This is a genomic window from Paractinoplanes toevensis, assembly GCF_018332695.1.
Taxonomy (GTDB): domain Bacteria; phylum Actinomycetota; class Actinomycetes; order Mycobacteriales; family Micromonosporaceae; genus Actinoplanes; species Actinoplanes toevensis.
Genome location: NZ_BOQN01000011.1, coordinates 184,633 through 203,131 on the forward strand (window position 1 = coordinate 184,633; position 18,499 = coordinate 203,131).

Below are 18,499 nucleotides of genomic sequence, written 5' to 3' on the forward strand. Positions count from 1 at the left end.
CGATGTGAGTGTCGGCTACCTCGATCGGCCGGTCGAGAGCGAGGCACGGTTCCGTTCGGTGTTCGACTGCTCGCCGATCGGCATGGCCGTGCTGTCCCGCAACGGGGCGTGGCTGCGGGTCAACCCCGTAGTCACCGCCCTGCTGGGCTATACCGCCGACGAGATGGCCGCCCTCGACCTGGCCGGCACGACCCACCCCGACGACCGTGAGGCCGACCAGCGACAGCTGCGGGAACTCCTCGACGGGCGGGTGGACAGCTACCGGTCGCACACGAGGCTGCTGAGCAAGGACGGGCAGGCGGTGCACTGCCTGATCGCGGTGACACCGATACCCGCCGACGGTGCCGGCGCCCCGGAGAAACTGCTCGCCCAGGTCGTCGACCGCACCGGTGCCGCCGCCACCGAGGAGGCGCTGCGGCACAGCGAGGAGAAGTTCCGGGCGGCGTTCGACGCCAGCCCGCTGGGTTCCGGCCTGGCCGGCCAGGACGGCGTGATCCACCGGGTGAACGCGGTGCTCGAGGAGATGCTCGGCCGCCCGGCGGCTGCCCTCGTCGGCCATAACTTCCTGGAGTTCACCCATCCCGACGACCGCTCCGACAACGAGCGGACCGTCGAGAGCGTGGACGCGGATCCGGGCGCGGTGGCCACTTTCGGCAAGAGATATGTACGGCCGGACGGAACGGTCGTCTGGGCCCGGGTGAGCGTGACCACCATCCCGGGTTCGGACGGCCGCCGGGACCGGCTGTTGCAGTGCGAGGACATCACCGCGCGCAAACTCGCCGAGGAGACGGCCGAGGGGGAGGCGCAGCGACTGCGTACCACGATCGCGGTGCAGCGCGAGGTGACGGCCGCCGCGACCGATCGGGATGCCGTGGTGCGGCTGATGGCCGACCGGGCCCTGCAGGTGATCCCGGCCGGTGACTCGGCCGCCGTGCAGCTCATCGACCCGGACGGGGTGACGCTGCGGGCGGCGGCCGGCACCGGTGCGCTCTCCGACCGGACCATCCCGGCGCTGCCGCTCGACGGTTCGCTGGCCGGCCACGCCATCGCCACCGGCATGACCCTGCGCACCGGTGACGCGCCCGGCGAGCCGTACGGCAACAGCGAGTTCAGCGCCGTGATCGGGATCCGCTCGCTGATGCTCACCCCGCTGCGCACGCCGGACGGCCCGATCGGTGTGCTCGCCGTGGCCAGCCGGCACCCCGGCGCGTTCAGCGACTCCGACGAGCGGCAGCTCACCCTTCTCGCCGATGCCCTGGCCGGCGCGCTGCGGCACGCCGACGACGCCGCACACAAGCAGCACCTGCTCGGCCGGGCCACCGCCGCGGTGCGCGAACTCGAGGAGGAACGCCGGGCCGCGCTGGCCGCGGTGGACCGGCTGGCCCGCAGCGAGCGCCGGTTCGCCGAGGTCTTCGAGCACAGCCCGGTCCCGAAGATCCTGATCGGGCTGCGCGGCGCGGACCGGGGCAAGATCCTGCTCGCCAATCCGGCCTTCCGGAACCTGCTCGGCTACGACGACGCCGATCTCGCCGCGGCCGACCTGCCGGCGCTCGCCCTGGCCGCCGCCGAGGCCGGCGAGAAGGCCCGCGAGGCCGAGCTGCGCCGGTCCGACGGCAGCCTGGTCACGGTGGTCGTGCACCTGCTCGCCATCACCGACGACCAGGGCCCGCAGTCCGCGGTCGTGCAGCTGCTCGACGTCACCACCGAGCGCCAGGCCCGCGCCGACCTGGCCCGCAGCGAGGAACAGTTCCGCACCGCCTTCGACGGCTGCCCGATCGGCCTGCTCATCGCCGACGAGCACGGCCGGTTCCAGCGGGCCAACCCGGCCGCGGCCGCGCTCACCGGCCGGCCCCGGGACGAACTCGTCGGCCTCACCCACCGCGAGATCACCGATCCGGCCGACCTCGACGAGGCCACCCACGGCCGGCTCGCCCTGCTGCGCGGCGCCCACGAGGTCTCCTACGACGCCCGGATGCGCTGCCCCGGCGGCCGAGTCCTGTGGACCCGGGTCACCCTCGCGCTGATTCCCGGGCCGGCCGGCCGGCGCTGGCGGCTGGTCCAGCTGCAGGACATCTCCGCCGAGCGGGCCGCCGCCGCGGCCCGGGAGGGCGAGCTGCACCGGCTGCGCGTCACGCTCGCCGTGCAGCGCGAGGTCACCGCCGCGGCCGGCACCCGCGACGCGGCGCTGCGGGTGGTCGCCGAACGATCCATCGCGGTGTTCGACGCGGCCGACGGGTCCGCGGTCGAACTGGTCGACGGCCCCGACCTGTACTACGGGGCCACGGCCGGCACGCTGGCCGGTGCGCTCGGCGCCCGGATCGGCATCGCCGGCTCGCTCAGCGGCCACGTGCTCGTCACCGATGCCCCGGCGCACTGCGCGGACACCGCCGACGACCCGCGCGTCAACCGGGAGGCCTGCGCCCGCCTCGGCATCGGGTCCATGCTGATCGCCCCGCTGCACGCCGAGAACCGGGTGATCGGCTGCCTGAAGATCTCCGCGGCCCGGCCGAACGTCTTCGACGACACCGACGAGCAGCAGCTGGCCCTGCTCGCCGACAGCCTCAGCTCGGCGCTGCGGCACGCCGACGACGCCGAGCGCAACGCGGAACTGCTCGCCGAGCGGACCGGCGCGCTCGCCGCCCTCGAGGCCAGCGAGACCCGGTTCCGGCTGGCCTTCCAGAACTCGCCGCTCGGCCTGACCCTGATCGGCCTCAACGATCCCGACCGCGGCCGGTACCTGCAGGTCAACCCGGCGATGAGCGCGATCACCGGCTACCGGGCCGACGAGCTGACCGAGATGACCTACAAGGAGTTGATGCACCCGTCGGACGTGCCGGCCGACGACACGGTCCGCGCCGCGGTCGCGTCCGGGCTCGCCCCCTACCGGACCGAGATGCGCTACCTGCACAAAGACGGGCACGTCGTGTGGGTGTCGGTGGCCGGTGCGCCGGTTTACGACGAGCACGGCCACCCGCTCTACCTGGTCAGTCAGGTCGAGGACATCACCGAGAAGCGGGCCGCCGACGCCCAGCTGCGCCGCCAGGCCCGGCTGCTCGAACTGATCCCGGCCGCGGTCATCGTCCGCGACCTCGACGGGACCATCCGCTGGTGGAACGCCGGCGCCGAGACCCTGTACGGCTGGCCGTTGCGGGTCGCGCGGGGCCGCAACGTGCACCGGCTGCTCGCCACCGGCTTCCCGACCACCGGCGGCGCCCTCGAATTGCAGGAGGGCCTGGACCGCAGCGGGCACTGGAACGGGCCGCTCGAACATCTCACCGCCGACGGCCGCACCGTGACCGTACTCAGCCGGCAGGTGCTGCACCGGCCCAGCGCCGGCGCCGACGCGCAGATCCTGGAGATCAACACGGATGTGACGGCGGCCCGGGCCGCCGAGATGGCCCTGGCCGAGAGCGAGCAGCGGTTCCGCGCCCAGTTCGCCAACTCGGCGGCCGGCCAGTTCATCCGCACCATCGACCCCGACCACACCCAGGTCAACCCGGCGTACGCGGCGATGCTCGGCTACCCGCCCGAGGAACTGGCGGCCATCCAGGACGTCGATCTCGTGCACCCGGACGACTACGGCACCGTCCTGCGCGAGCTGGCCACCCTGTTCGCCGGGAACGCCGCCGCCTACACCCACGAGTGCCGGGTGCGGCACGCCGACGGGCACTGGATCGACGTGGCCGCCACCATCTCGCTGGTCCGGGACGAGGCCGGCCGGCCCAAGACACTCATCGGCGTGGTCACCGACATCTCGGCGCGCCGGGCCGCCGAGATCGCCCGGGACGCGGCGGCCGCCGCCCTGGGCGAGCGCAATGCCGAGCTGGAAGCGGCCAACCAGCTGAAACTCGACATCATCGGGATGCTCGGCCACGAGATCGGCAACCCGCTGTCGTCCATCCAGGGGTACGCCGAGCTGCTCTGCGAAAACTCCGCCGGCCTCGACGACGCCCGCCGCGGCCGGGCCCTCGACGCGATCGCCCGGCAGGCCGCCCGGCTCGACGAGATCGTCCGCGAGGTCCTCGCCATGGTCAGCATCGACGCCGGCACGATCACCGCGACCCGGCAGGAGCTGTCCCTGCGCGCCGAGGCGGAGAAGGCTCTCGCCGGCATGGACCTGGAACGGGTCCCGGTCGCCGGGGCCGACGCCCGGGTCCTCTGCCACCCCGGCCACCTCCAGCAGATCCTGGTGAACCTGCTGTCCAACGCGGCCAAGTACGGCGGCGGAGCCACCGCGGTGCGGCTGGTCGGGGACGGCGAGGGGCACGCGAGCGTGCAGGTGGAGGACAGCGGGCCGGGAGTGCCCGAGGAGTTCCGGCCGCACCTGTTCGAACGGCTGGCCCGCGCCGACCGGGACGCGGCCAGCGTGAGGGGCACCGGACTCGGCCTCTACATCGTGCGCGGGCTGGCCCACGCCAACCACGGCGACATCCACCACGAGCCCAATCCGGCCGGTGGCTCCCGGTTCGTGCTGACCCTGGAGACCGTGCCACTGACTGATCACGGATAGAAGAGTTCCGGTACCGCGACGGCGGAGTTAGCGTGCATCGGGGCGGTGTCGTCCCGTGCCGCGCTCAGGGGGAGACGCCGCCATGACCGAGAGCTATTTCCCGCCGGCGACAGCCGCCGGAGTGCGAAACTTCCGGGTCTTCGGGCCGTCCATGCCGGTCCGGTTGGAGATCCCGGCGATCGGGGTGAGCACTCCGGTGGCGCCGATCGGGCTGCGCGCCGACGGCACCATCGATGTGGGGCCATCGCTCGGCGACGCCCCGGCCGGTTGGTACAAACAGTCCCCGACCCCCGGCGAAATGGGATCCTCGCTGATCGCGGGCCACGCCGGCGCCGCCGACGGCGCCCCCGCGGTCTTCTTCCGGCTGCGGCTGCTGCGCCCCGGCGACCGGATCGCGGTACGCCGGGCCGACCACAGCGTGGCCCGGTTCGCGGTCGTCGGCATCGGGATCTACCCGACCGGAGCTCTGCCCGACGACCAGGTCTACGGCCCCTCCGACCAGCCCACGCTGACCCTGCTCACGGTCGGCGGGGAGCAGGACCGGAGCCTGGTGGTGTCGGCTCGGTTGCTGCCCCAGGACTGACTCAGCAGCGCACCCGCCGCGGCCGATCGTCGTAGCGTGAACCTGGTGCGCCGCGTATCGCCGAGGACGGCCGGGCTGCTGCTGATCGTGGCGGCCCTGCTCTTCGCCGGCCCGGAACTGTACGACGTCCTCGGCGGCTGGATCGCGCCCGGCATAGACTTCCTGCCGCTGCGCAACGCCGCGACCGGACTGCTCGACGGCACCTCGGTCTTCGCCGACCCGACGTTCGTCTACCCGCCGACCGCCGCGGTCGCACTGCTGCCGACCGCGTTCGGCTCGCTCTCCGCCGCGTTCGCCGGCTGGGTCGTCGCCGGCGCGGTCGCGCTGCTGCTGGCCGCCCTGCTGATCGCCCGGGCCGCGCCCCGGCCGCACCGGCTCGCCATCTTCGCGCTGACCGCGATGGGCCTGCTCGGCGGCGTCATCGCGGCCCGCTCGCTGTTTCTCGGCAACCTCAGCGAATTCCTGGTCCCGATCGCCGTCGGGGTGCTGCTCGCCTTCCACCGCGGCCGGTGGGTGCTCGGCTGCGCGCTGCTCGCCGCCAGCCTGCTGATCAAGCCGCTGCTGGCGCCGCTGCTGTTCGTGCCGATCCTGCACCGCCGCTGGTCCGCGCTGCTGCGCACGATGCTGCCGGCCGGTGCCCTGCTGGTGCTGTCGGTGCTGCTGGTGCCGGGTGGGCTCGACTTCCCGAAGGTCCTGCGCTACGTGGTGACCGGCACCAACCTGCACGGCACCAACGCGATCAACAACCTCTCGCTGCGCGGCTGGGCCGAGGGCCAGGGCGCGTCGCACACCGCCGCCGTCGCGGCGTCCGCCGCGGTCGTCGCGGCGGTGCTCTGGCGCATCCGCCGCGGCGGCGGCAACCGGCTGTCGCCGGTCTGGCTCGGCAACGTCCTGCTTCTGATGACCTTCCTGGCGGGTGGCATCTCCGAGGTCCACTTCCTCCTTTCGGCGTACGCCGGGATCATGCTCTTCGTCGTCGTGCATCGGCTGCCGGCCCGGATCTGGGTGCGGTTCCTGCCCGGTCTGCTCCTGCTGGCCGTCCCCGGGCCGTACCTGCCCTTGCTGCTCGGCCGGCACAGCGACGGCCAGACCTGGCTGGTCGCCGCCGAGCTGCTGCTGCTCGCCGCCCTGCTGGCCACCCCGGTCGGCGGCGTCCGCGCAACACCCCTCCTCCGCCGCGCGGTACCGGTCCCCGCGTGACCGAAAGCCTGATCCGCTATCGCTGGGCCATCGCGGCCGTGCTGGCCGCGGTGGCCGGCATCCTCACCGCCACCCTGCCGCCCGACCTCGCCGACTTCGCGGCCGCCACCGACCTGATGCTGCACGGCCGGTTCGCCGACGTGTACGCCATGCCGTGGAACCAGGCCGGTCCCGCCCAGTTGCTGGTCGCCCGGATCCTGCTGATCGGCGGCCAGGACAGTATGCCCGCGATGCCGGTCATCGGGCTGGTCGACGCCGCGCTGGTGGTGGGCGCGATGTGGCTGTGCCGGGGCGGTCTGCGCCGGGAACTGTTCGCCGGTGGGCTGGCCCTGCTCTGGATGCTGGCCCCTCTGCCCTGGAACGGGCACCCGGCCGAGATCGGTATTCCGCTGCTCTGGGCGTACGCCATCAAGCTGGCGAAGGACGGCCGGCACCTCGCCGCGGCGGCCTCTCTCGCGCTCGGCGTCGCGATCGCCCCCTGGGCGATTCTCGGTGTTCCCGGCCTGCTCGCGGCCGCGCCGTTCGGCCGGGCCGTGCGCACCGGCGTCCTGGCCGTGGCGCTCGGCGCCGGCAGCTACCTGCCGTTCGGGCTGACCGGGCACTTCGCGATGTTCGAGATGCACTGGGCGGTCAGCGCCGGAACCCTGTGGCCGACGCGGATCGGCGAGGTGACCTGGGTGATCCGGCTGGTCCAGGCGGTCGTCGTGGCCGGGGGAGTGGCGCTGATCGCGCTGCGCTGCCGGCGCGATCCGCGGGCCGTCGCCCTCGTCCCGCTGGCCGGCGCGGTGCTGCGGGTGGCCACCGATCCGGTGCACTTCCCGTACTACTGGTTCCCGGTCGCGGTGGCGGCGATCCTGCTGTTCGCGGTGGATCGGCGCCGGCCGCTGATCGCCGGGGCGATCGGTTATCTGGCGCTGCTGGCCGAGGCCGGGAACTTCACCGTCGCCGGCTCGCTCGGCTGCCTCGCCCTGATCATCGTGACCCTGGTAAAAACCGGCGACACCCGGGCAACCTTTCCGGCGGTGACGGCCACCAGGTAGGCATGTCGATCAACCTTCCGTCCCCCGCCACGCACCGGCGCCTCCCCAAACGCCGGCGCGGACTGCTGGCCGGTGGCGTCGCCGTGGTGGCCGCGCTCGCCGGTGTCGGCCTGTTCGGCGGCCAGCCCTGGGCCTCGGCGGCCACCACCATCACGTACGACACCGGCAGTGGCCTGACGTTCGCGGTCAACGCGACCAACGGCAACATCACCTCGCTCAAGCACAACGGCACCGAGCTCGCCCAGTCCGGGCAGGCGGCCGGGCAGTTCGAGTCGGGGTGGTCGTCGGCCGCGGTCACCAGCAAGACGTTCGGCAACGGCGCGCTCCTGGTCACCGCCGCGAACATCGACATCGGCGTGACGATGTACTACTTCGCCCGCAAGAACGACAACACCATCTATATAGCCACCAATATCGCCAAGGCGCTGAACCCCGGTGAGGCCCGGTTCATCACCCGGCTCAGCTCCTCGCTGCTGAAGACGTCTCCGGTCGCGGCGCGGACGGCGGCCAGCACGGGCACCGTCGAGGGTTCGGACGTCTTCAGCTTCGCCAACGGGCAGACCGCGTCGAAGTTCTACAGCTCGCAGCGGCTGATCGCGCAGCAGCCGTTCGGGGCCTCCGGCAACGGCCACGGCGTCTTCATCATCCCCGGCACCAACGAGATGACCTCCGGCGGTCCGTTCTTCCGGGACATCGAGGTGAACGACACCGGCGGGGCCGTCAACATCACCAACTACCTGTTCAGCGGGCACTACAACACCGAGGGGCTGCGGCTCGGCCTGCACGGGCCGTACGCCATGGCGGTCACCGACGGCGCGCTGCCGGCCGGGCGGAGTCTGGACTTTCTCTCGGCGTACATCCCGGGTCTGCTGTCCAATGCCGTGCGGGGCGCGGTGAGCGGAACCGCCGGCGGGTCGTGGGCCGGCCAGCGCGGGACCGTGGCGCTCGCCGGGCCCAATGGTCAGTACTGGGGGCAGAGCAAGTCCGGGCAGTTCCTGATCGGGCACGTGCGGCCCGGCACCTACACGGCCACGCTGTACGCGGGGGAGCTCGCGGTCGGCGCGACCAGGTCGGTCACCGTGACCGCCGGGGCGACCAGCGCCCTGGCGATGACCGGCGACGTCCCGGCCGGCGGCACGCTGCTGCAGCTCGGCGCGTTCGACGGCACCCCGGCCGGATTCAAGAACGCCGACAAGATCGAGACGATGCACCCGTCCGACTCGCGGATGTCGGCCTGGACCGGCGCGGTCAGCTCGGCCGCGACCCTGCCGATGGCCGAGTTCAAGTCGGTCAACTCGCCGCTCGCGGTCAACCTGCCGCTGTCATCGGTGCCCGCGGCCGGCGTCAAGGTGCGGATCGCCACCACCGGGGCGTTCGCCGGCGGCCGGCCGGCCATCGCGATCGGCGGTTACACCTCGCCGGCCTCGGCCTCGCCCGCCCCGGTGAACCTCAACTCGCGCGGCGTCACCCGCGGCACCTGGCGCGGCGTGAACACGACCTACACGTTCACCGTGCCGGCCAGTGCGCTGAAGACCGGCAACAACACCCTGTCGGTGTCGGTGCTCAGCGGTTCGAGCGGTGACGCCTTTCTGAGCCCGAACTTCATCTTCGACGCGCTCGCGGTCGATCCCGCCTGATTTTCCGGTGGCCCCGGGCGTCGGGACACGCCCGGGCCCACCAGCCGGTCATCGCCGGTAGGTGACCGTGCGGCTCGCGTCGCGGAAGCCGACCGCGTGGTACAGGCGGCGCGGGACCGGGTAGGCGTCGTCGCCGCGCGGGCAGACCACCGCCTGGGTGGCGCCGGCGTCGCGCATGGCGTGCAGGCAGGCCAGACTGACCGCCACGCCGAGCCCTCGCCGGCCGTGCCCGGGGTCGATGCCGACCGGCTCGAGCAGGGCGACCTTGTTCATGTCGTCGAGCCAGCCGAGCGCCGTCCCGACCAGGTTGCCGTCCGGGGCCTCGACGACCAGGTCCAGGTCCGACCGGTACGGCCAGTGCCCGACGATGTCCCCGTACCGTTTGGTGGTCATGCCGGATTCGCCGTCGCCCAGGTCGACCGGCGGCACCTGCATCTCGCCGAGCCGTTGGGGCCGCCAGGCGGCCCGGTGGACGGCGGCGCGCGCCGCCAGCTCGCCCGGCCGGACCGGACGCACCAGATATCCGTCCGGCAGCCGGGGTTGCGGCAGGCTCGCGTCGAGGTCGCGCAGGCAGTGCCGGAAGAACGGCCCGTCCACCTCCCGGTAGCCGGCCGCGGAGAGGACGCCGACCAGTTCGGTGTCGGTCTCCATCACGGTGACCGTCTGCTCGCCGCCGCCCGCGACCTCGTCGAACCAGGCCAGCACCTCCCCGGCCAGCGCGGCCGGTGCCTGCGTCTCGAGCTGGGCCCGCGCCGAGACCCAGGCCCACGCGACAACGTCCGTGCCGGCCTGCGCGCCGTTGGCCCGGGCCGGGGTGCCGTCGGCCGGCCAGAGCGCGATCTGCCGGTCCGGCATGGACGGTCGCTGCCAGGCCAGGTCGCCCAGGTGCCAGTGGCTGTCGGGAGTCCAGGTGCGCTGGACCAGGCGCTGCATGGCGGCCAGGTCGGCCGGCCCGAAGTAGGGGCGTGGCTTCACGGCGACTCGCCGCCCCACTGTTCGAGCGCGACGTCGGCGAGGGCCGGGTCCTGCGCCTGGCCGGTCGCGGCCGGGATCGAACGGTTCGTTCTCATGGCTCCCGATTGAACCAGTCAGGCCGGGTCGCCGGGGACCACCAGGCCGGTTTCGTAGGCGAGCACCACCGCCTGGGCCCGGCTGCTCAGGTGCAGTTTGGACATGGTGTGTTTCAGATGGGTCTTCACGGTGGCCTCGCTGACCAGCAGCCGGGCGGCGATCTGGGTGTTGGTGAGGCCGTTGCCGACCAGCCGGAGCACGTCGGTCTCGCGGGCGGTCAGCTCGTCGAGGCGGTGGCCGCCGGCGGTGGCCCGGTGCCGGCGGGCGTGCGTCTCGATCAGCCGGTGGGTGATCCGGGGCGCCAGCAGGATGTCGCCGGCCGCGATGGTGTGGATCGCGCTGATGATCCGGTCGGGCGGAGTGTCCTTGAGCAGGAAGCCGGAGGCACCCTCGCCGAGCGCGCCGTACACGTATTCGTCCAGGTCGAAGGTGGTCAGCACGATCACCTTCGGGCGTGGGCCGGTGGCCGCGAGGATCTGCCGGGTGGCGGCGATGCCGTCGAGGACCGGCATCCGGATGTCCATCAGCACCACGTCGGGGCCGGTCCGCGCGGTCAGAGCCACCGCCTCGGCGCCGTCCGCGGCCTCGCCCGCCACCTCGAGGCCGTCGGCCGCCCGGAGCAGCGCGACCAGCCCGGCCCGGATCAGCGGCTGGTCGTCGGCGACCAGCACCCGGACGCTCATCGGTCGTCCAGCGGGAGCCGCAGGGACACGGCGAAACCGCCGGCCGGGCGCGGGCCCGCGGTCAGGACACCGCCGTAGAGGGCGGCCCGCTCGCGCATGCCGCGGATGCCGTGCCCCTCGGTGTAGCCGCGCACGACCGGCCCGTCGTCGGTGACCCGGATGGTCAGGGTGTGCGGCCCGTATTCGAGGGCCACCTGGGCGCCGCCCGGCCCGGCGTGCTTGAGCACATTGGTCAGTGACTCCTGCACCATCCGGTAGGCGCACAGGTCGGGCCCGGGCGGCAGCGGCCGGGCCGGGCCGCCGACCACCACGGTGACGGCCGGGCCGGCGGTGCGGGTGCGGGCGATCAGTTCGTCGAGCATCTCCAGGCCGGGCTGGGGGCGCAGGTCGGGTTCCTCGTCGCGGTCCACCCGCAGCACGTCGAGCAGGCGGCGCATCTCCAGCATCGCCTCCCGGCCGGTGTCGGCGACGGTGCCGATGGCCTTGCGGGCGGTGGGCTGGTCGGCCTCCAGCACGTACTCGGCCAGGCCGGCCTGCAACGAGATCACCGACATGTGGTGGGCGAGGATGTCATGCAGTTCGCGGGCGATCCGTACCCTCTCCTCGGACACCGCCCGTTCCGCGTCGGCCGCGAGTTTCTCGGTCCGCCGCGCCCAGCGGCGGGTTCCCTCGCCGAGCACCCAGGCGCCCGCGATGATCAGCGCGGCCTGGGCGATCTGCGACCACACCAGGTCGTCGCGCTCGGTCAGGTAGACCAGCGCGAGCAGCGCCACCGTGGCCGCGAACATCACCGCCGCCACCCGCCGGGACCGCAACGTCGCCACCGAGAACATCGCCACCAGCAGGCCGATGCCGCCGCTGGGCAGGTCGCCGTAGCCGAACAGGCTGGCGACCCCGACCGCGGCGATGATCAGCAGCATGGTCAGCACCGGCGCGATCTGCCGCAGCGCCACCGGGGCCACCGACAGCACGGCCAGCAACAGGGCCCACGGCGACACCGCCGCCGGCTGCCCGATCGCGGTGGCCACCGTGAGGGCGGTCAGCAGGATCGCGAGCAGCACGTCGGCCAGGACAGGTCGGAGCAGCGTCGGCACGCGACCTACGCTATCCATGCCGTCCGGGGGTGGCATCCGCTCGGCGGGGGACCGGGCCTACCCCTCTGGTGGTAGACCGGCTCCCAACCCAGGGTGACGATAGGCGTCGATGTGTTCCCTAGCGTCGAGGTCATGAGACGAGCATTGATCGCAGTCATCGGCGCACTGGCGCTGGTGGGCACCACGGCCGGCGCGACCGTCGAGACGGGCACCCGGCACGCCATGCAGGCCGACGCCGACAAGCTTCTCCGGTACGGCGCTCCCGGCGTCCTCGCCGAACTGGAAACCGGCCGTGGCACCACGATCCGGGTCCGCAGCGGTTACGGCGATGTCGACCGGAGGACCCCGGTGCCGTGGGACGCCCGCTTCCGGATCGGCAGCTTCACCAAGACGTACGTGTCGGCCACCGTCCTGCAACTGGTCGGCGAGGGCAAGCTCAGCCTGGCGGACACGGTCGACCACTGGCTGCCCGGGGTGGTGCGCGGCAACGGCAACGACGGCACCAAAATCACCGTACGGCAGCTGCTCCAGCACACCAGCGGCCTCACCGACTACCTGACCGGTTACCCGTGGCTGTTCTCCCAGGAGGGCTTCGAGCAGCACCGCTTCGACTCGGTGACCGCCGAGGAGGCGGTGGCCACCGCGATGACCTTCCCGCCGCAGTTCGCCCCCGGCGCCAAGTGGGACTACTCGAACACCAACTACCAGGTCGCCGGCCTGATCATCAAGGCGGTGACCGGCCACGACTGGCGGACCGAGGTGCGCAACCGGATCGTCCGGCCGCTCGGCCTGCGGCACACCTACCTGCCCGGCAACAACCCCGACATCCCCGGCCCGCACGCCGTCGGCTATGAGCGCTTCCCCGGCCCCGACGCCACCGAGGACGACCCCGACTACGGCGACGCCATCGACGCCACCCGGCAGAACCCGACGTGGGGCGGCGCGGCCGGCGAGATGATCAGCACCGCCGCCGACGGCAACCGGTTCCTGAAGGCACTCATCGGCGGCCGGGTGCTCAAGCCCGCCCAGCTCGCCGAGATGCAGCGCACCGTGCCGGCCAGCCCCGAATTCCAGACGAACTGGCCCGGCGTCCGCTACGGCCTCGGCCTGATGTTCGTCCCCAACCCGTGCGGCGGCGAATGGGCGCACGGCGGCGACATCATGGGCTTCCAGACCCGCAACGGGGTCAGCGCCGACGGCCGGCGCAGCGTCATCGTCTCGATCAACACCGATTCGCTCAAGCGCGACCCGGGCGTGCCGAAGCCGGCCGTCGACATCACCACCGACCTGATCAACGACGCGCTGTGCGGGGCGTAGCCTCAGCGGAATGAACTGGCCCGACCATGCGATCTGGTGGCACGTCTATCCGCTCGGCTTCCTCGGCAAGCGGAAGCTCCCGGCCCTCGCCGACTGGCTCGACCACGTCCTCGAGCTCGGGTGCAACGGCCTGATGCTCGGCCCGGTCTTCGCGTCCGAGTCGCACGGCTACGACACCACCGACCATTTCCGGGTAGACCCGCGGCTGGGCACGGAAGACGATCTGGTCGCGCTCATCGACCAGGCAAGATCCCGGGGCGTACGGGTGATGCTGGACGGCGTCTTCAACCACGTCGGCCGCTCGTACGGCCACCGCGAGTGGTGGATCCCCGAGGGTGACGACTACCGGGTGTTCGAGGGTCACCGCAGTCTGGTGGTCCTCGACCACGCCAACCCGGCGGTCGCCGACCACGTCACCGGCGTCCTCGACTACTGGACCGAGCGCGGCGTGGACGCGTGGCGACTGGACGCCGCCTACGCCGTGCCCCGCCCGTTCTGGCGCACGGTCACCGACCGCACCCGGGCGAAACACCCCGGCGTCTGGTTCAGCGGGGAGGTCATCCACGGCGACTACGACGCGTACGTGTCGGAGGGCGGCCTGGACACCGTCACCCAGTACGAACTGTGGAAGGCGATCTGGAGCTCGCTGAACGACGTCAACCCGCACGAGCTGGCCTGGACCCTGGGCCGGCACAACGAGTTGCTGGAGACGTTCGCCCCGCAGACCTTCGTCGGCAACCACGACGTGACCCGGATAGCCAGCCGCCTTACCGAGCCCGGCCACCTGCCGCACGCCCTGGCGGTGCTGTTCACCGTCGGCGGTGTCCCGTCGATCTACGCGGGCGACGAGCGCGGATGGCAGGGTGTCAAGGAGGAGCGCGAGGGCGGCGACGACGCGATCCGCCCGGAGTTCCCGCCCATCCCCGACGGCCTCGGCGACGACGGCCTCGACATCCAGCGGCTGCACCAGTTGCTGATCGGCATCCGCCGGCGCCACCCGTGGCTGGTCCGCGCCCAGGCCGAGGTGCACACCCTGGGCGACGGCGTCCTGGCGTACACCCTGAAAGCGCAGGAGAACGCGGTAGCCGTGGCGCTGAACTTCGGCGACCGCCGCGCCGCGGCGAAGCTGCCGCCGGCGGCCTGGACCCACGAGGCCGGCGAGGCGACGATCAACCCCGACGGCACCGCCGACCTCCCACCGCTGGGCTGGACGGTCGCCTCGACGGCCTGACCGGACGGCAACCAGGCTGCGCCCGGCAATGACTGGGGCGGGCGCGGTCAGCCGCCGAACGATGCGGCATGAGATTTCGTCGCCTGCTCCTCGGCGTGCTGGCCGCTGCCGCAGCCCTCGTGCCCGCGGTGCCGGCGCAACCGGCCCAAGCCGCGCCGCCGCCCGTCCGGGCGTTGACGTTCAACATCTGCGGGAACGTGTGCCGGCACGGGGAGACCGTCGCTACCAGCGCGAACATCGCCTACCGGATCTATCACCTGCGGGCCTCGGTGACCATGCTGCAGGAGGTCTGCTACTCGCAGTTCCTGGCCGTGCAGGCCCGCCTCGCGCCGTTCGGTTACCGGGCCACGTTCGCGCCCGCGACCACCGGCGGGCAGTGCGACAACCACGACACCAAGCACGGCCGTGCCTTCGGCGTAGCCATCGTGGCTCGCGGTGCGTTCGACAGCCGGGTCGTCTACCGGCTGCCCACGCCGTACGGGTCGGCGCCGGAGGGCCGCGTGGTGCTCGGGGCGACGGTGCGGCTGCCGGGGCGCACGGTGTTCGTGGTGACCACCCACACCACCGCCAGCGGGCCCAACCTGGCGACCCAGCTGAACGTGCTGCGCCGCTGGCTGACCCCGATCGCGGCGACCAGCCCGGTGATCTTCGGCGGTGACCTGAACTCGCTCCCCGAGGACAACGCGCTGGACGGCTTCTACAACGCGTTCACCGAGGCCAACCGCTCGCGGGTGGCCCCACTGCCGACGTTCATCCCGATCCCGCGAAAGATCGACTACCTGTTCGGCAGCCCGGGCTTCCTCACCCCGGTCGGCGTGGCCCGGGCCTACACCGGTTACTCCGACCACTGCATGTACCTGGGGGTGTTCCGCTAGATCGGGTCGCGAGAATCGTTACCCGCGCCCAGAACGAGCCATGTTTGGCGAGCGTTAGCATGCGCGGAATGCGACGCATCATGGTGTACGGGGTCTCCGGTGCGGGCAAATCGACACTCGCGAAGCGGATCGGCGAGCGGCTGGGGGTGCCGTACCACCCGATCGACGACCTGACCTGGGAGCCTGGCTGGGTCGAGGTGCCCGATGAGATTCAGCGGGCGCGGGTAACCGCGATCTGCGACGACGACGCGTGGGTGATCGACGCCGGGTACGGCCGGTGGGTGGACGTACCGATGGCCCGGGTGGACCTGATCGTTGGGCTGGACTTTCCGCGTTGGGTCAGCCTCGGGCGGCTCCTGCGCCGCTCGGTGATCAGGATCGTTACCCGCGAGCCCATTTGTAACGGCAACTACGAGTCGATCCGCAAGACCCTGTTCGATTCCGATTCGATCTTGCGGTGGCACTTCCGGAAGTTCAAGCACAACCAGCGCCGGATGCGGGCGTGGCATGCCGATCCCGGGAAGCCGCCGGTGGTGCTGCTGACCTCGCCGGCAGCCGTTGAGCGGTGGTTGAGCGGCGTCGGCAAAGTCTCAGCGTGACGTCTAGTACCAGCGCCGCGGGCTGTCCAGCTACCGCTGGTATCACCCATCGGCAGCGCGTTACGCCAGGCCCAGATTCGCTGCGGACCTGGAGGTCGATCACCGCGCCACCGTAGCGGCACCCGCCTAAGCATGATCAATCACGGTGTTCGCGCCAGAGCCGAGAATCAAACCCACTTTCCGGTACGGGCGACGCCGTCCCCAACCGCAACATCACCCGACCGCCGCCACCCCGCAAGCAGCGTGCCGCACCAGTCTGTCCTCGCGGGAAGTCCACAGATTGCGTCTGGCCGAGCTTGGGCCGGGCCCGCCCGTAGCGGGCGCGTGGAGGGTGAGTTGCACCTGCCGGGACGGCGTGCCCCGGGACTGAGCCGGGCCGTACGGAAAAGATCTCTGTACAACTGTTGAGGTCGGGGTCGCGAGAGTCAAACCCACTTGCCGGTACGGGAGACATCGTCGCCAACCGCAACATCCGGCGACCGCCGCCACCCCGCGAGCGGTGTGCCACACCAGCACATGCCGCGACTGTCGCGCAACGAAACACGCGCTCAAGCCCCCGCGCGGCAACGCCTTGCGCTGCTCACCCACACACGCCGCTCCGCTCCGCTCGGAGGGCGTTTTGTACGTATTCGGCCGTCGGTGACGCGTTGATACCACGTCTCGGCGCCCGGCATCGCAGATCTTGTGGAGTTGCTGCTCCGGCCGCACGACAACTCCACAAGATCGCGTCTCATCGAGCTGTCGGCGCCGGACATAAACGGTATGTCATGTTCTTGTGACCGCTGGGTGGTCCAGGGTGTGAAGCGCTGCTCATCAGGCGGGACCATGCCCGGGATGCGGGACGACGACCCGGTATCCGAGAGCGGCGACCATCATGCAGGAGGTCGTCGCCCGGGACTGTCCGCTGGGCGGGTTGGGATGGCGCGCTTGGGCCGGGCCCGCCCGCAGCGGGCGCGCGGAGGGTGAGCTGCACCTGCCGGGACCGCTTGCCACGGGACTGAGCCGGCGCGTACGGAAAAGTCTTCCGCGCGAAAGCGTCCTGCCCTCCGTTGCAAGGAAGCCCGGAAAGATCTAGAAGACCATCCGGAATTCGCGTACGGCGTCGCCGCCGGAGCGCTTTGCGTCGTACATCGCACGGTCGGCGCGGTGCAGGGCCTCGCCCAGCTCGTCGGCGGCCGCCGCGGCCACCCCGATGCTGACCGTTGCCGGGCAGTCCGGCAGGTCGCGCACCGCGGCCAGCATGCGTTCCGCGATTGCTGAGCCGACGGCCGGGCCGGCGTCCGGCAGCAGGGCCGCGAACTCGTCGCCGCCGAGCCGGGCGAGCAGGTCCTGGTCGCGTAGTTCGGCGGTGAGCGCTCGGGCGATCGCGCGCAGGCAGTCGTCGCCGGCCGGGTGCCCGCGGGTGTCGTTGATCTGCTTGAACTTGTCGGTGTCGATGATCATGACGGTGACCGTGGTGCCGGCCGCGCCGGGCAGGCTCTGGGCACGGCGGACGGCCCGGTCGAAGGCGCGCCGGTTGGCGATGCCGGTGAGCGGGTCCAGGTCGGCGGCGCGGGTGGCCTGCTCGTGCTGGGCGCGCAGCACGTCGAGCGATTTCAGCGTGGTCGCGGTGTGCAGGGTGTGCTGCCGTTGCCGCCAGAGCGCGGCCGCGACGCTGTCGCCGTACCGTAGTCCGGCGGCGGCGTCGGCCGAGCCGCGCGCCTCGAGGAGCACCGCGTAGGTGCGGTGGGTGGCGGCGACGATCAGCCAGACGGCGTCGGCCGGCAGCGACGCGACGGCGGCCGCCATCACCTCGATGGCCTCGTCGAGCCGGCCGATCCGTTTCAGCGCGACGGCCCGGAACGGCGCGCTGTAGGCGAGCGCGGCCGGGCTGATCCCGCGGTCGCGCAGATCCGAGTAGAGCCGTTCGATGTCGGCGGAGGCACCGGCCGGGTCGGATCGGTCGGCCCGGGCGCAGGCCGCCATCAGCAGCGCGTAGTTCCGGAACGCGTCGAGGTCGTCGCCGCCGGCCTCGTCGGCGGCCCGCTGGGCGAACCCCTCGGCCACTTCGGTGTGCTGCTCGGCCGCGGCGGCGTCGCCGACCTGGTAGAGCTCGAGTGCCCAGTGCAGGTGCATCTCGCCGAGGTTGGACAGCCACATGGCCCGGTTCCCGTGCTGTTCCGGGTCGGCCGCGCTGATCTCGTAGGCCGCCTCGAACTGCGGCCCGGCCAGTTCGTACAGCCGGAGTTGCTGGTAGCCGACGGCGATGCCGACGCGCGCGTTGACCGCCGCGACCGGGTCGGGTTCGTCGGTGAGCCGGGCCTCGGCGGCGGTGAGGTCGCGCAGGGCGGCGTCCACGTCGTACTCGGCCAGCTCCTCCTCGCCGAGCCGCATCCGCACGAGGGCGCGGGTGGACAGCGCGCAGGCGATCCAGCCGCTGCCACCTTCGCGTTCGGCGGCGCGCAGCATCGTTTCGACGACGGCGAGCGCGGCCCGCAGGTCGCCCTGCACGATCCGGACGACGACCCGCACGAAGTGCATGCAGGCGAGGTCGCCGCCGGGGGCGCGCAGGATGTCGCCGACCTCGGCCATGACCGCGTCGGCCTCGCCGGCCTGCGCGCGCTCGAGCAGGCGCGCGGCCCGCCGTGACGCTTCCCGCATTGGCGACGCTCCAATTAGG

At 72.3% G+C, this 18,499-nt stretch carries 13 protein-coding genes; 9 read left to right on the top strand and 4 right to left on the bottom strand.

Features of this window, described 5'->3' with window-relative positions; genetic code table 11:
- Positions 1-4 precede the first annotated feature (4 nt).
- The 5 genes from Ato02nite_RS05080 (at position 5) to Ato02nite_RS05100 (ending at position 8,970) form a co-directional block, all read left to right on the top strand.
- Positions 5-4,510: a PAS domain S-box protein gene (locus tag Ato02nite_RS05080; protein WP_213005178.1), complete on the top strand. Its 4,506-nt coding sequence runs from the start codon at positions 5-7 to the stop codon at positions 4,508-4,510.
- Positions 4,511-4,592: 82 nt separating this feature from the next.
- Positions 4,593-5,093 (top strand): sortase domain-containing protein, encoded by a 501-nt coding sequence (locus Ato02nite_RS05085; RefSeq protein WP_213005179.1) that lies wholly within the window; start codon positions 4,593-4,595, stop codon positions 5,091-5,093.
- Positions 5,094-5,138: 45 nt separating this feature from the next.
- Positions 5,139-6,293 (top strand): glycosyltransferase 87 family protein, encoded by a 1,155-nt coding sequence (locus tag Ato02nite_RS05090; protein WP_213005180.1) that lies wholly within the window; start codon positions 5,139-5,141, stop codon positions 6,291-6,293.
- Positions 6,290-7,333 (top strand): hypothetical protein, encoded by a 1,044-nt coding sequence (locus Ato02nite_RS05095; RefSeq protein WP_213005181.1) that lies wholly within the window; start codon positions 6,290-6,292, stop codon positions 7,331-7,333. Before Ato02nite_RS05090 ends, Ato02nite_RS05095 begins: the two co-directional genes overlap by 4 nt.
- A gap of 2 nt (positions 7,334-7,335) precedes the next feature.
- Complete coding sequence (locus Ato02nite_RS05100) at positions 7,336-8,970, top strand: rhamnogalacturonan lyase B N-terminal domain-containing protein (protein WP_213005182.1); 1,635 nt, start codon at positions 7,336-7,338, stop codon at positions 8,968-8,970.
- A 48-nt stretch (positions 8,971-9,018) separates the two neighbouring features.
- Here the strand turns inward: Ato02nite_RS05100 and Ato02nite_RS05105 are convergent, their stop codons facing one another.
- The 3 genes from Ato02nite_RS05105 to Ato02nite_RS05115 all read right to left on the bottom strand — a co-directional run bounded on the left by Ato02nite_RS05105 (position 9,019) and on the right by Ato02nite_RS05115 (position 11,818).
- Positions 9,019-9,945 carry a GNAT family N-acetyltransferase gene (locus tag Ato02nite_RS05105; protein ID WP_213005183.1) on the bottom strand — a complete coding sequence of 309 codons (927 nt, stop codon included), beginning with the start codon at positions 9,943-9,945 and terminating at the stop codon, positions 9,019-9,021.
- Between the two features lie 113 nt (positions 9,946-10,058).
- Positions 10,059-10,724, bottom strand: a complete 666-nt coding sequence (locus Ato02nite_RS05110; protein WP_213005184.1) for a response regulator — start codon at positions 10,722-10,724, stop codon at positions 10,059-10,061.
- Entirely contained in the window at positions 10,721-11,818 is a 1,098-nt protein-coding gene (locus tag Ato02nite_RS05115) for a sensor histidine kinase (RefSeq protein ID WP_246606115.1), read from the bottom strand. The genes Ato02nite_RS05110 and Ato02nite_RS05115 overlap by 4 nt, the downstream gene beginning before the upstream one ends.
- A 132-nt stretch (positions 11,819-11,950) precedes the next feature.
- Here Ato02nite_RS05115 and Ato02nite_RS05120 point away from each other — a divergent pair, with 132 nt between their 5' ends.
- The 4 genes from Ato02nite_RS05120 to Ato02nite_RS05135 all read left to right on the top strand — a co-directional run bounded on the left by Ato02nite_RS05120 (position 11,951) and on the right by Ato02nite_RS05135 (position 15,840).
- A complete protein-coding gene (locus tag Ato02nite_RS05120) occupies positions 11,951-13,135 on the top strand; it encodes a serine hydrolase domain-containing protein (protein WP_213005186.1) in 1,185 nt (394 codons plus the stop codon).
- Positions 13,136-13,145: 10 nt separating this feature from the next.
- Entirely contained in the window at positions 13,146-14,366 is a 1,221-nt protein-coding gene (locus Ato02nite_RS05125; RefSeq protein WP_213005187.1) for an alpha-amylase family glycosyl hydrolase, read from the top strand.
- Between the two features lie 68 nt (positions 14,367-14,434).
- Positions 14,435-15,241 carry an endonuclease/exonuclease/phosphatase family protein gene (locus Ato02nite_RS05130; protein WP_213005188.1) on the top strand — a complete coding sequence of 269 codons (807 nt, stop codon included), beginning with the start codon at positions 14,435-14,437 and terminating at the stop codon, positions 15,239-15,241.
- Positions 15,242-15,321: 80 nt separating this feature from the next.
- The gene (locus Ato02nite_RS05135; protein WP_246606116.1) at positions 15,322-15,840 is read left to right on the top strand and encodes a P-loop NTPase family protein; all 519 of its coding nucleotides are present in this window, start codon (positions 15,322-15,324) and stop codon (positions 15,838-15,840) included.
- Between the two features lie 1,071 nt (positions 15,841-16,911).
- Here Ato02nite_RS05135 and Ato02nite_RS05140 read toward each other — a convergent pair.
- Positions 16,912-18,480 carry a GGDEF domain-containing protein gene (locus Ato02nite_RS05140; RefSeq protein WP_213005190.1) on the bottom strand — a complete coding sequence of 523 codons (1,569 nt, stop codon included), beginning with the start codon at positions 18,478-18,480 and terminating at the stop codon, positions 16,912-16,914.
- Positions 18,481-18,499 lie beyond the last annotated feature (19 nt).